This window comes from Streptomyces sp. NPDC001450 (assembly GCF_053597295.1).
In genome coordinates, this window is sequence record NZ_JBSFHY010000010.1 from 69762 (window position 1) to 83071 (window position 13310).

Below are 13310 nucleotides of genomic sequence, written 5' to 3' on the forward strand. Positions count from 1 at the left end.
TCAGGCAACATTGACGCGCTGACCGGGCGGGGCTGCCTCCAGCCACGCGAGGAAACCGGTCAGCGCGTCTTCGCTCATCGCGAGTTCGAGGCGCGTGCCCCGGTGGGTACAGGCGAGGACCACCGCGTCGGAGAGCAGCGCCAGCTCCTCCTCGCCCTCGGGCAGCCGGCGCCCGGCCACCTCGATGGCGGCGCGCTCCAGGGTGCGGCGCGGACGGGGTGCGTAGGAGAAGACGCGGTACCACTCGATGCGGTCGCCGTTGTAGCGGGCGACGCCGTAGCTCCAGCCCTTGCCGCTGGTGTCCGTTTTCTCGGGCACGTCCCAGCGCAGCGAGCAGTCGAAGGTGCCGCCGGAGCGCTGGATCAGTCTGCGGCGCAGTCCGAACAGGAACAGTCCCACCACCACGAGCGCGATCACGATTCCGCACACAGTCAGAGCGAGGACCATCGGCACCGACCTCCTCGTCTCCTAGGCGATGAAACTGGGTAATGAAAAGGAAAAAACACCCACATCTGCCTCAGCCGCGACCGGCACCGGATTGCTCCGGGCCGGCCGCGGCTGAGTGACGTCATACCGCGCGCTGGATCAGCGCGCCGCGGTCGCCGCCCGCAGGCGGACATCCGCACGACGCTCGGCCTCGGCGTCGTCCTCCGCCTTCGCGCGCTCGAGCTCGCGCTCCGCGCGCTGGACATCGATCTCGTCCGACAGCTCGGCGATCTCGGCCAGCAGCGACAGCTTGTTGTCGGCGAACGAGATGAAACCGCCGTGCACCGCGGCGACGACCGTTCCACCATCACTCGTACGGATGGTCACCGGGCCCGACTCCAGCACACCGAGCAGCGGCTGGTGACCGGGCATGACGCCGATGTCGCCGGACGTGGTGCGCGCGACGACCAGGGTGGCCTCGCCGGACCAGACCTGGCGGTCGGCGGCGACCAGCTCGACGTGCAGCTCAGCAGCCAAGGGTGGCTCCTCGGGTCACCACCCGGCGGTAGTGCCGGGTGTTGGGGTCAATTCTAGTAGGCGTGGAGAGAGGGGCCGGACACACCCCGGAAGGGGTGCGTCCCCGCCCCTCTCAGATGAGCACGAGGCTCAGGAGACGCCCAGCTCCTTGGCGTTGGCCTTGAGGTCCTCGAGGCCACCGCACATGAAGAACGCCTGCTCGGGGAAGTGGTCGTACTCACCGTCGCAGATCGCGTTGAACGCGGCGATCGACTCGTCGAGCGGCACGTCCGAGCCGTCCACGCCGGTGAACTGCTTGGCGACGTGGGTGTTCTGGGACAGGAAGCGCTCCACACGACGGGCACGGTGGACGACGAGCTTGTCCTCCTCGCCCAGCTCGTCGATACCGAGGATCGCGATGATGTCCTGGAGGTCCTTGTACTTCTGCAGGATCGTCTTCACGCGCATGGCCGCGTTGTAGTGATCCGCAGCGATGTAGCGCGGGTCCAGGATCCGGGACGTGGAGTCCAGCGGGTCCACGGCCGGGTAGATGCCCTTCTCGGAGATCGGACGGGAGAGAACCGTCGTCGCGTCGAGGTGGGCGAAGGTGGTGGCCGGGGCCGGGTCGGTCAGGTCGTCCGCGGGGACGTAGATCGCCTGCATCGAGGTGATCGAGTGACCACGGGTCGAGGTGATGCGCTCCTGGAGGAGACCCATCTCGTCGGCCAGGTTCGGCTGGTAACCCACCGCGGAGGGCATACGGCCGAGCAGCGTGGAGACCTCGGAACCGGCCTGGGTGAAGCGGAAGATGTTGTCGATGAAGAACAGCACGTCCTGCTTCTGGACGTCACGGAAGTACTCGGCCATGGTGAGGCCGGCCAGCGCGACGCGCAGACGGGTGCCCGGGGGCTCGTCCATCTGACCGAAGACCAGCGCGGTCTTGTCGATGACGCCCGAGTCGGTCATCTCCTCGATGAGGTCGTTGCCCTCACGGGTGCGCTCACCGACACCGGCGAACACGGAGACACCGTCGTGGTTGTTGGCGACACGGTAGATCATCTCCTGGATGAGCACCGTCTTGCCGACGCCGGCGCCGCCGAACAGACCGATCTTGCCGCCCTTGACGTACGGGGTCAGCAGGTCGATGACCTTGACGCCGGTCTCGAACATCTCGGTCTTCGACTCGAGCTCGTCGAAGTTCGGGGCCTTGCGGTGGATCGGCCAGCGCTCACCGTCGTACTGCTCGTCGACGTTCAGCACCTCACCGAGGGTGTTGAACACCTTGCCCTTGGTGAAGTCGCCGACCGGGACGGAGATGGCGGAGCCGGTGTCCGTCACCGGGGCCTGGCGGACCAGACCGTCGGTGGGCTGCATGGAGATGGTGCGGACCAGGCCGTCACCCAGGTGCTGGGCGACCTCCAGGGTCAGCGTCTTCTTCGCGCCCTCGTTCGCCGGGTCGGCGACCTCGACGTGCAGGGCGTTGTAGATCTCCGGCATCGCGTCGACGGGGAACTCCACGTCGACGACCGGGCCGATGACCCGGGCGACGCGGCCCGTAGCCGTCGCGGTCTCAACAGTGGTGGTCATTATCGGTCACTCCCCGCGGTCGCGTCGGCCAGGGCGCTCGCGCCACCGACGATCTCGCTGATTTCCTGGGTGATTTCGGCCTGGCGGGCCGCGTTGGCAAGACGGGAGAGCGTGTTGATCAGCTCGCCCGCGTTGTCGGTGGCCGACTTCATCGCGCGCCGCGTGGCGGCGTGCTTCGAAGCGGCCGACTGGAGCAGCGCGTTGTAGATGCGGCTCTCCACGTAGCGCGGCAGCAGGGCGTCGAGGACGTCCTCCGCCGAGGGCTCGAAGTCGTACAGCGGGAGGATCTCGCCCTTGGGGACGGCCTCCTCTGCCACCTCTTCGAGACGCAGCGGCAGCAGCCGGGCGTCGAGCGCGGTCTGCGTCATCATCGAGACGAACTCGGTGTAGACGATGTGGAGCTCGTCCACACCACCCTCGGCCGTGTCCTTCTCGATGGCCTCGATCAGAGGCTCCGCCACCTTCTTGGCGTCCGCGTACGACGGCTCGTCGGTGAAGCCCGTCCACGACTCCGAGATCTTGCGCTCACGGAAGTTGTAGTGGGCGACACCACGGCGGCCGACGATGTACGTGTCCACCTGCTTGCCCTCGCGCTCCAGGCGCTCGGTCAGCTGCTCCGCCGCCTTGATGGCGTTGGAGTTGAAGGCGCCGGCCAGACCGCGGTCGCTCGTGAGGAGCAGGACCGCGGCACGGGTCGGGTTCTCCGCCTCCGTGGTGAGCGGGTGCTTGGTGTTCGAACCCGTACCGACCGCCGTGACCGCGCGCGTCAGCTCGGTCGCGTACGGCGTGGAGGCCGCCACCTTGCGCTGCGCCTTGACGACGCGCGAGGCGGCGATCATCTCCATCGCCTTCGTGATCTTCTTGGTCGCGCTGACGGATCGGATGCGACGCTTGTAGACCCGGAGCTGGGCTCCCATGAGTCAGGTCCCTTCCTTACGTCACTTGGCGGCAGCGGCAGGAACGTCCTCGCCGAGCAGCTTGCCGTCCGAGGTCTCGAACTGCTTCTTGAACTCCGCGACGGCGTCGTCGATCGCCTGGATCGTGTCGTTCGACATCTTGGCGCCCTCGCGGATCGAGGTGAGCAGGCCCGACTCCTTGCGGTGCAGGTAGTCCAGCAGCTCCTTCTCGAAGCGGCGGACGTCGACGACCGGAACGTCGTCCATACGGCCGTTGGTGCCGGCCCAGACGGAGACGACCTGGTCCTCGGTGGACATCGGCTGGTACTGGTCCTGCTTCAGCAGCTCGACCATGCGCTGACCGCGCTCCAGCTGGGCCTTGGAGGCCGCGTCCAGGTCGGAACCGAAGGCGGCGAACGCCTCCAGCTCACGGAACTGGGCGAGGTCCACACGGAGACGGCCGGAGACCTGGCGCATCGCCTTGTGCTGCGCGGAACCACCGACTCGGGAGACGGAGATACCGACGTTCAGCGCGGGACGCTGACCGGCGTTGAACAGGTCCGACTCCAGGAAGCACTGGCCGTCGGTGATGGAGATGACGTTGGTCGGGATGAACGCCGAGACGTCGTTGGCCTTGGTCTCGACGATCGGCAGACCGGTCATCGAGCCGGCGCCCATGTCGTCGGAGAGCTTGGCGCAGCGCTCCAGCAGACGGGAGTGCAGGTAGAAGACGTCACCCGGGTAGGCCTCACGGCCCGGCGGGCGGCGCAGCAGCAGGGACACGGCGCGGTAGGCGTCGGCCTGCTTCGACAGGTCGTCGAAGATGATGAGGACGTGCTTGCCCTCGTACATCCACTGCTGGCCGATGGCCGAACCGGTGTACGGCGCCAGGTACTTGAAGCCGGCCGGGTCGGACGCCGGGGCGGCGACGATGGTCGTGTACTCCAGGGCGCCGTTCTCCTCCAGCGCGCGGCGCACGCCGGCGATGGTGGAGCCCTTCTGGCCGATGGCGACGTAGATGCAGCGGACCTGCTTCTTCGGGTCGCCCGAGCGCCAGTTGTCGCGCTGGTTGATGATCGTGTCGACGGCCAGGGCGGTCTTGCCGGTCTGGCGGTCACCGATGATCAGCTGACGCTGACCACGGCCGATCGGGGTCATGGCGTCGACGGCCTTGTAGCCCGTCTCCATCGGCTCGTGCACCGACTTGCGCTGCATGACCGTGGGGGCCTGCAGCTCGAGGGCACGGCGACCGGACGTCTCGATCTCGCCGAGGCCGTCGATCGGGTTGCCGAGCGGGTCGACGACACGGCCGAGGTAGCCCTCACCGACCGCGACGGAAAGGACCTCGCCGGTACGCGTGACCGGCTGACCCTCCTCGATGCCGCTGAACTCACCGAGGACGATGGCACCGATCTCGCGCTCCTCGAGGTTGAGGGCGAGGCCGAGGGTGCCGTCCTCGAACTTCAGCAGTTCGTTGGCCATGGCCGAGGGCAGGCCCTCGACCTTCGCGATGCCGTCGCCGGCAACGGTGACCGTACCGACCTCCTCGCGCGAGGCCGCGTCCGGCTTGTACGACTGGACAAAGTTCTCCAGCGCGTCCCGGATCTCCTCCGGCCGGATCGTGAGCTCCGCCATCTGGGTTCCCTGCTCTCCTTGTTGGGCCCGAAGTTTTCGTGGGGGTCTGGGGGCGACCCCCAGGAATCCTCTGCACGGCCCAACCAGGGCCGTAAGTACGTACTGCTTTTCTCGAATGCCGAGGTGCTGCTAGCTCGCCATGCGGCGGGCCGCGTCCTCCAGCCGGTCCGCGAGGGAACCGTTGATGACCTCGTCACCGACCTGCACCCGGATCCCGCCGACGACCTCGGGGTCGACGTCCAGGTTGAGGTGCATCCGGCGGCCGTAGAGCTTGGTCAGGGCGGCGCCGAGGCGCTGCTTCTGCCCGTCGCTCAGGGGCACCGCCGAGGTGACGACGGCGACCATGCGGTCCCGGCGCTCCGCGGCGAGCTTGGACAGGAACTCCAGTCCCGCTTCCAGGCTACGTCCACGCGGCGCGGTCACGAGGCGCGTCACCAGACGCTCGGTGGCGGGCTTGGCCCGGCCGCCGAGGAGCCGGTGCAGCAGCTCGATCTTGGCCGAGGTGCTCGCGGAGCGGTCGGTGAGCGCTGCACGCAGCTCGGTGTTCGAGGCGACGATCCGGCCGAACCGGAACAGCTCGTCCTCGACGTCGTCGAGCGTGTCCGTCTTCTCCGCCGCCGTGAGGTCGGCGATGTTCGCCAGCTCCTCCAGCGAGTCCACCAGGTCACGCGACTGCGACCAGCGGGAACGGACCATGCCGGACACCACGTCGAGCGTGGTCTCGCCGACCTGACCGCCGACGAGGCGCCGGACCAGCTCGGCCTTGGCCTCACCGGGCTGCGCCGGGTCGGTGAGGACCCGACGCAGGCTGGGCTCGCGGTCGAGCAGCGCGGTGACGGCCGCCAGCTCGTCGGCGAGCTGGACGGCGTCCACGGACGTGGAGTCCGTCAGCGCGTCGAGACGCTCACGTGCGGCTGCCAGGGCCTCGCGGCTCGCTCCGTTCATCGAGTCGCCTCGGCCTTCTCCTCGAGCTCGTCGAGGAAGCGGTCGATCACACGGCTCTGCCGGGCGTGGTCCTCGAGGGACTCACCGACGAGCTTGCCGGCCAGTTCGGTGGCGAGCTTGCCGACGTCCTGGCGCAGGGCGCCCGCGGCGGCCTTGCGGTCGGCCTCGATCTGGGCGTGACCGGCGGTGACGATCTCCTCGCGCTGCCGCTGGCCCTCGGCCCGCATCTCGGCGATGAGGGCGGCACCCTGCTCCTGCGCCTCCTGGCGCAGGCGCGCGGCCTCGTGCCGGGCCTCGGCGAGCTGGGCCTTGTACTGCTCGAGGACGCTCTGGGCCTCGGTCTGCGCGGCCTCGGCCTTCTCGATACCGCCCTCGATGGCCTCGCGACGCTCTTCCAGAACCTTGTTGATGGTCGGGAGGAGCTTCTTGGCGAGGAAGATGAAGACGATGGCGAAAGCAATCAGGCCGATGACAAGCTCTGGGATCTCGGGGATCAGAGGATTCTGCTCCTCTGTCGCCGCCAGCGTTACCAGGGCGTTCACATCAGTGCCTTCCGTCTAAGGGAGTTGCGTCGAAGCGCGCTTCAGCTACGGAAGAGGAAGCCCATGACGATACCGATCAGCGCCAGGGCCTCACAGAAGGCGAAACCCATGATCTGGTTGGCGCGGATCAGACCGGCAGCCTCGGGCTGGCGGGCGAGGGCCTGGGTGCCGTTACCGAAGATGATGCCGACGCCGATGCCGGGGCCGATCGCAGCGAGGCCGTAGCCGACCGAACCGAGGTTGCCGGAGAGGCCGTCAGCGGCGAGGGTCTGGAGAGCGGACATGCCGGTTCTTCCTTCTCTTCTTTACGCGTACCGGTGGGGGTTGGCCACCGGTCAGTCAGGTTGGACAGGGAGGGCGAGGAGGCTCAGTGGTGCTCGGCGAGAGCGCCCTGAACGTAGTTGCAGGCGAGGAGCACGAAGACGTACGCCTGAACAGCCTGGATGAAGAGCTCGAACGCCGTGAGCAGGATGGTCATCACGAACGAGGCGCCAGCGTAGATGATGCCGATCCCGTTCAGCAGGTACCAGCTGCCGATGGTGAAGGTCAGCAGCAGCAGGTGGCCGGCGAACATGTTCGCGAAGAGTCGCACCGCGTGGGTGAAGGGCCGGATCAGCACGTTCGAGAAGAAGTCGATGATCACGATCACCGGCAGTACGGCGCCGAGCGACTTGTCGTAACCGGTGATGTTCTTCAGGCCGCCGACGAACCCGTGCTTCTTGAACGTCAGGAACATCCACAGGATGTAGACGATGGCCGCCAGACCCGCGGGGAAGGCGATCATGGACGTCACGGGGAACTGTGCCAGCGGGATGACGGACCACAGGTTCATGATCCAGATGAAGAAGAACAGCGACACCATGAGGGGCACGTACTTCTCGCCCTCGCGCTTGCCCAGCGTCTCGTAGACGATGCCGCGGCGCACGAAGTCGTACCCGGCCTCACCGATCATCTGGACCTTGCCCGGCACGAGCTTGGGCCTGGCGAACGCGGCCCAGAAGAAAGCGACGATCGCGACCGTGCCCAGCAGGGCGAGCAGCATCGGCTTGTTGAACTCGAACCCGCCGACAGTGAAGAGCGGCTTGAAGACAAAGGAATGCAGGCCGGGAGCCGGGAATCCACATCCGGAGAAGATGTGACAGTCGGACTCGAAGGCGAGCACCTGCGTCGGGTCAGCACTCACCGCGGGCTCCTTCATCGTGCAGCATAGGTACGGCAACCTCGTTGTGTCGGCGCGACGCGGGGCCGCGGTTCGGCACGGGACTGGTGTTACGGATGTGGGGGCGGCTGTGGGGCATCTCGCCTCGCGATTGAGCAGGCGTCAGCTCAGATGCCCGCGCCCGCGATGCCGCAGTTGGCACCGGACGATAGCAGCATCTCTGGCGTGCCTTTATCCCGGCCCTACCTCTCACCGCGAGTGCCCTGTCTTCTCGGGCTTGTCGCCCTTCGACGAGGCATCAGGTTCGACGTAGAGGATCTTGGCCTTCATGTGGGCACGGGTCTGCGCGACGATCCACGCCAGAGTGGTGACCACGAGAACGACGGCGAAGACGCGGGGATTGAACAGCGACGTGTCCTTGAACACGGCGACGAAGACGACCAACAACAGCAACTGAGCCGTGTAGAGCATCAGGCCCATGCCCTGGAACAGCTGCGGAAGCGATTTGGCGATGCGCTGCAGAACGTAGAGACCGGACCCCATGAAGAGGCACACGACCACCGTCGCGACGACAGCCCCGATCGCTCCCTTGCCGCCCGCGACCACTCCACTGACGACGGCGGCGAGCGCGCCGACGACAGCCGTGGGTACGGCGGCCTGGGCCAGGATCCGGGCGTCATTGGACGGCATGGCGGCAACTCCGCTTTCACAGGGGGCAGGGTGTCGTCATGGACGAGCGTAGTCCCGGGCTGAGTGATCGAGACCTCACGCCAATGGACCGACGCACTTCGGTCCTTCGGCTCTATCCGGGGTTCTCGTGAACCGTATCACAAACTATTTGATGAGGTCTTTACCTGGTAGGTGTGCGCGCTGTCACACATGAGAGTGACAGCGCGCGTCTGTGCAAAAACCGAGGTGGCTTGTCTGGTATTGAGACCTTTTGCTCCCCCACGACTTGGCAATGCTCTAGTCAGATTCTTACCTTGCCGACCAGCTTGAGAGCCTCCTCGATCAGGGTCTCCGCGATCTTCGATTCGGGCACGGTCCGTACGACCCCGCCCCGCACGAAGATCTGTCCCTTGCCGTTTCCGGAGGCCACACCCAGGTCCGCCTCCCGGGCCTCCCCCGGGCCGTTGACCACACATCCCATTACGGCGACCCGCAGCGGGACGTCCATGCCCTCCAGCGCGGCGGTCACCCCTTCGGCCAGGCGGTGGACGTCCACCTGGGCCCGGCCGCACGACGGGCAGGAGACGATCTCCAGCTTGCGCGGGCGCAGCTCGAGCGCCCGCAGGATCTGGAGGCCGACCTTGACCTCCTCCACCGGCGGCGCCGACAGCGACACCCTGATCGTGTCGCCGATGCCCTGCCGGAGCAGGGCCCCGAAGGCCACGGCCGGCTTCACCGTGCCCTGGAAGGCGGGGCCGGCCTCGGTCACGCCGAGGTGCAGGGGGTAGTCGCACGCCTCGGCCAGCAGTTCGTAGGCGCGGATCATCACCAGCGGGTCGTTGTGCTTCACGGAGATCTTCAGGTCGTGGAAGTCGTGCTCCGCGAAGAGGGACGCCTCCCACAGCGCGGACTCTGGGAGCGGTCCAGTGCGCTCAGGGCCTTGTGCAGGATCCCGTCGGCCGTGAGACCGGCGCGGGCCAGGATGTCCTCGCGCCGGCCCTGGGCCAGTAACCGCTGCGGCAGGCCCATGACCTGGACCGGGCGGCGGGCGCCGGCGTCCGCGAGCGCCTGGGCCAGGGCGGCCCGGCACCGGCCGCTGTCCTCGACGCTGACCACCGCCCGGTGCGCGAGCCCCAGGTCGATCAGGGCGGGTGCGACCGGCTGGATCCAGCGCGGGTCCACCACGGTGACGCCCACCCCTCGCTCGCGCAGCAGCTCCGCGGCGGCCAGGCAGACGGGAGCGAGCGGTCCGACGGACACCAGCAGCACGTCGGGGTCCGTACCGGAGGGGTGCAGCACGTCCAGGCCGGCGACCGTGTCGAGGGCGGGTACGGGGTCGGCCGCCGCGCCCTTCGGGAAGCGCAGCGCGGTGGGCGCGGCGTCGACCGCGACGGCCTCCCGCAGCGCGCGGCGCAGGGTCTCGGCGTCGCGCGGGGCGGCCACCCGCAGTCCGGGCACGAGCTGGAACAGGGACAGGTCCCACATGCCGTTGTGGGACGGGCCGTCGTCGCCGGTGGCCCCGGCCCGGTACAGGACGAAGGTGACCGGGGCGCGGTGCAGCGCGACGTCCATGAGAGCAGCTGGTCGAAGCCCCGGTTGAGGAAGGTGGCGTAGACGGCCACGACCGCGTGTCCGCGTCCCTTCTGGGTCACGCAGTGCACGACCACCGGCCGGCCCAGCGCGACGGCCCAGCGTGACGGCCCACCGAAGCGCCTCCTCCAGGGCCTCGACGTCATGACCGTCGACGGGACCCAGCTGGGCCAGCCCCAGGTTCTCGAACAGGCCGGGCGGTCCGGGGTCCCGGTCGCCGGCCCGGCGGGCCGCGAGGTGCTCGGCGATACCACCGACGGTCGGCGCGTAACTGCGGCCGTTGTCGTTGAGCACGATGACGACGGGGCGGTGCGGTGCCGCCGCGATGTTGTTCAGCGCCTCCCGCGATCTCCGCCAACGCGGAGAGTTCCAGCGACGGAGCCGTGGTCATCACCGGAGAGGGCACCCTGACCGCGCTGTACGCCCTCTTCGAGAGCGTCTGGGCCACCGCGACCCCGCTGAGCGCCCTGCCCGAGCCCGACGAGCGCGGGCTCACACCGCAGGAGAGCCAGGCCCTGAAGTTCCTCTACGAGGGCCACACCGACGAGACGATCCCAAGCGGCTCGGCATCTCTCCGCGCACCGCACGCCGGATCGCCAACACCCTGATGACGAGGCTGGACGCCCGCAGCCGCTTCCAGTTCGGACCCCGCCCGGGCTACCGGACGTCGGCCTCGGGACCCCGGTCCGGCACCAGTGCCTGGTCCCGGATCCCGGTGGCGCCGTGGCACTCGCGCACCGTGCCGTCCGCCGGTACCTCGGCGTCGAGTGCGGGCACCGCCCGCCGCCTGCGGTACCGGGGCGGCACGAAGCGCTCCGCCCACCTGGGGGCACGCGGGGTGAAGCGGGGCAGCAGGAGCAGGACCAGGCCGACCGCACTGAGGAAGACCACGCCCAGCACGATCCACATCGACGCCGAGTTCACCGAGTACGCCAGCGCGCCGAAGGCGATCAACGCCGACCAGAAGTACATGATCAGCACGGCCCGGCTGTGCGAGTGGCCGATCTCCAGCAGCCGGTGGTGCAGATGGCCCCGGTCGGCCGCGAACGGGGACTGGCCGCGCCAGGTGCGGCGCACGATGGCCAGCACCAGGTCCGCCGCCGGCACGGCGATGATCGTCAGCGGGAGCAGCAGCGGGATGTAGACGGGCACCGTCTGGTGCACCGCCGCCTTCTCCGAGCCCGTGAAGAGGGCCAGCGCGTCCGGGTCGACCTGCCCCGTGATGGAGATCGCACCCGCGGCCAGCACCAGCCCGATCAGCATCGAGCCCGAGTCGCCCATGAAGATCCGCGCCGGGTGCATGTTGTGCGGTAGGAAGCCCAGGCACATGCCCATCAGGATCGCCGCGAACAGGGTCGCCGGAGCGGCGGCCTCGATGCCGTACGAGTACCAGATCCGGTACGAGTACAGGAAGAACGCCGTCGCCGCGATGCACACCATGCCCGCGGCCAGGCCGTCCAGGCCGTCCACGAAGTTCACCGCGTTGATCGTGATGACGACCAGGGCGACCGTGAGCAGCGTGCCCTGCCACTGGGTCAGCGCCACGTTGCCGACGCCCGGGATGGGCAGCCACAGGATCGTCAGACCCTGCATGACCATGACGCCCGCGGCGATCATCTGGCCGCCCAGCTTGATCAGCGCGTCGATCTCGAACTTGTCGTCCAGGACACCGATGAGCCAGATCAGCGCGGCCCCGGAGAGCAGCGCCCGTGGCTCGTTGGATCTGGCGAAGACCTCGTTGAGGTTCGTGAGGTGGTCCGCGACCAGCAGACCCGCGCACAGGCCGAAGAACATGGCGATCCCGCCGAGGCGCGGAGTGGGCTCCCGGTGCACGTCACGTGCCCGGATCTCCGGCATGGCTCCGGCCACGATCGCGAACTTCCGTACCGGCCCTGTCAGCAGATACGTCACCGCGGCCGTGATGCAGAGCGTCAGCAGGTATTCACGCACGGGCTTCCCCACAGGTCTCGCTGGCCATCACAGCCCACCACCCTAGCGAGCGACGCATACGGATGAGGACTTCCGGGTAGCGACGATGGTTGCACGTCCGGCTGTGCACATCGGCGCACACCGGGGTGTACGGCTGTGCGCCTACCCCCGCTCAGCCGGGATACGGCGGGAATCTGCCGGTCAGCTCGCGCACCTCCTCCCGTGCCCCGGCCGGTTCCGTATCGCCCCGCAGGACCGAGGCCAGCAGCGCGGCGATCTTGGCCATCTCCGCCTCCCCCATGCCCTGTGTGGTCACCGCGGCCGTCCCCAGGCGCAGCCCGCGGCCGTCGCCGTGCGGCAGCACACAGCAGTCCAGGACGAACCCGGCGGCGGCCAGCCGGCCGCGCGCGGCGCGCCCGTCCACGCCGAGCGGGGCCGGGTCGGTGGTGATCAGATGGGTGTCCGTGCCGCCGGTGGTGACCGCCAGCCCCTCGGCGGCCAGCTGAGCCGCGAGAACCCTCGCATTGGCGACCACCTGATGGGTGTACACGCCGAACGCCGGTGTTGCCGCCTCCCCGAACGCGACGGCCTTGGCGGCGATGGTGTGCATCTGCGCGCCGCCCTGGGTGAAGGGGAACACCGCCCGGTCGACCCGCTCGGCCAGTTCGCCGCCGCACAGGATCATCCCGCCGCGCGGGCCGCGCAGCACCTTGTGGGTGGTGGCGCACACCACGTCGGCGTACGGCACCGGGTTGGGCGCCGCACCCCCGGCGACCAGGCCGATCGGGTGCGCGGCGTCCGCGATCAGATACGCCCCGACCTCGTCGGCGACCTCACGGAAGAAGGCGTAGTCGAGATGGCGGGGGTAGGCGATCGAGCCGCACACGATGGCCTTGGGCCGGTGGTTGCGGGCCAGGTGGCGCACCTGGTCGTGGTCGATGAGCCCACTCTCGGCGTCGACGCCGTACCCGACGAAGTCGAACCAGCGGCCGGAGAAGTTCGCGGGCGAGCCGTGGGTGAGATGGCCGCCGTAGGGCAGCCCGAGGGCGAGAACGGTGTCTCCGGGGCGCAGCAGGGCGGCGTAGGCGGCCAGGACGGCCGAGGAGCCGGAGTGGGGCTGGACATTGGCGTGCTGGGCGCCGAAGAGCGCCTTGGCCCGCTCGACCGCGAGGCGTTCGGCGACGTCGACCAGTTCGCAGCCGCCGTGGTACCGGGCGCCGGGATAGCCCTCGGCGTACTTGTTGGCGAGCGCCGAGCCGAGGGCGGCGAGGACGGCCGGCGAGGTGAAGTTCTCGGCGGCGATCAGCTGCAGCGTCGTCGACTGCCGCACCAGCTCCCCGTGCAGGATCTCGGCCAGCTCCGGGTCCTGCCGCCGCAGGACATCGGTCTCGAGGGTAGGGGTGACCGACATGGCGG

The 13310-nt window shown here is 68.7% G+C and carries 13 protein-coding genes and 2 pseudogenes; 1 reads left to right on the top strand and 14 read right to left on the bottom strand.

Translation table 11 applies throughout. From position 1 onward, the window contains the following. The 12 genes and pseudogenes from ACWC5O_RS13360 to ACWC5O_RS13415 form a co-directional block, all read right to left on the bottom strand. Window positions 1-447, bottom strand: a complete 447-nt coding sequence (locus ACWC5O_RS13360) for a DUF2550 domain-containing protein (protein WP_450580816.1) — start codon at window positions 445-447, stop codon at window positions 1-3. A gap of 138 nt (window positions 448-585) precedes the next feature. Continuing rightward, a complete protein-coding gene (locus ACWC5O_RS13365; RefSeq protein ID WP_389181699.1) occupies window positions 586-963 on the bottom strand; it encodes a F0F1 ATP synthase subunit epsilon in 378 nt (125 codons plus the stop codon). Between the two features lie 129 nt (window positions 964-1092). Then, the gene (gene atpD, locus ACWC5O_RS13370) at window positions 1093-2529 is read right to left on the bottom strand and encodes a F0F1 ATP synthase subunit beta (protein WP_450580817.1); all 1437 of its coding nucleotides are present in this window, start codon (window positions 2527-2529) and stop codon (window positions 1093-1095) included. Continuing rightward, window positions 2529-3446: a F0F1 ATP synthase subunit gamma gene (locus ACWC5O_RS13375; protein ID WP_450580818.1), complete on the bottom strand. Its 918-nt coding sequence runs from the start codon at window positions 3444-3446 to the stop codon at window positions 2529-2531. The genes atpD and ACWC5O_RS13375 overlap by 1 nt, the downstream gene beginning before the upstream one ends. 21 nt (window positions 3447-3467) lie before the next feature. After that, window positions 3468-5060, bottom strand: a complete 1593-nt coding sequence (gene atpA / locus ACWC5O_RS13380) for a F0F1 ATP synthase subunit alpha (RefSeq protein ID WP_386578990.1) — start codon at window positions 5058-5060, stop codon at window positions 3468-3470. 129 nt (window positions 5061-5189) lie between these two features. After that, window positions 5190-6005, bottom strand: coding sequence for a F0F1 ATP synthase subunit delta (locus ACWC5O_RS13385; RefSeq protein ID WP_450580819.1), 816 nt, complete (start codon window positions 6003-6005; stop codon window positions 5190-5192). After that, window positions 6002-6547: a F0F1 ATP synthase subunit B gene (locus tag ACWC5O_RS13390; RefSeq protein ID WP_450580820.1), complete on the bottom strand. Its 546-nt coding sequence runs from the start codon at window positions 6545-6547 to the stop codon at window positions 6002-6004. Before ACWC5O_RS13390 ends, ACWC5O_RS13385 begins: the two co-directional genes overlap by 4 nt. Before the next feature lie 41 nt (window positions 6548-6588). Beyond that, window positions 6589-6831, bottom strand: coding sequence for an ATP synthase F0 subunit C (gene atpE / locus ACWC5O_RS13395; RefSeq protein WP_097252404.1), 243 nt, complete (start codon window positions 6829-6831; stop codon window positions 6589-6591). Window positions 6832-6914: 83 nt separating this feature from the next. After that, entirely contained in the window at window positions 6915-7745 is an 831-nt protein-coding gene (atpB, locus tag ACWC5O_RS13400; RefSeq protein ID WP_450580821.1) for a F0F1 ATP synthase subunit A, read from the bottom strand. A gap of 210 nt (window positions 7746-7955) precedes the next feature. Further along, a complete protein-coding gene (locus ACWC5O_RS13405) occupies window positions 7956-8396 on the bottom strand; it encodes a hypothetical protein (protein WP_450580822.1) in 441 nt (146 codons plus the stop codon). Window positions 8397-8676: 280 nt separating this feature from the next. Continuing rightward, a pseudogene (locus tag ACWC5O_RS13410) lies at window positions 8677-9294 on the bottom strand (flavodoxin-dependent (E)-4-hydroxy-3-methylbut-2-enyl-diphosphate synthase); the annotation flags it as partial. After that, window positions 9234-10307, bottom strand: a pseudogene (locus ACWC5O_RS13415) (transketolase C-terminal domain-containing protein); the annotation flags it as partial. The pseudogenes ACWC5O_RS13410 and ACWC5O_RS13415, both read right to left, overlap by 61 nt. Window positions 10308-10348: 41 nt before the next feature. On the opposite strand from ACWC5O_RS13415, the gene ACWC5O_RS13420 reads away from it, so the two are divergent. Further along, window positions 10349-10573 (top strand): hypothetical protein, encoded by a 225-nt coding sequence (locus ACWC5O_RS13420; RefSeq protein WP_450580823.1) that lies wholly within the window; start codon window positions 10349-10351, stop codon window positions 10571-10573. Window positions 10574-10622: 49 nt separating this feature from the next. Here ACWC5O_RS13420 and ACWC5O_RS13425 read toward each other — a convergent pair whose 3' ends face one another. Together ACWC5O_RS13425 and ACWC5O_RS13430 are read right to left on the bottom strand one after the other, a co-directional pair. Further along, the gene (locus ACWC5O_RS13425) at window positions 10623-11915 is read right to left on the bottom strand and encodes an MraY family glycosyltransferase (protein WP_450580824.1); all 1293 of its coding nucleotides are present in this window, start codon (window positions 11913-11915) and stop codon (window positions 10623-10625) included. 151 nt (window positions 11916-12066) lie between these two features. Then, a complete protein-coding gene (locus ACWC5O_RS13430; protein WP_450580825.1) occupies window positions 12067-13305 on the bottom strand; it encodes a serine hydroxymethyltransferase in 1239 nt (412 codons plus the stop codon). Window positions 13306-13310 lie beyond the last annotated feature (5 nt).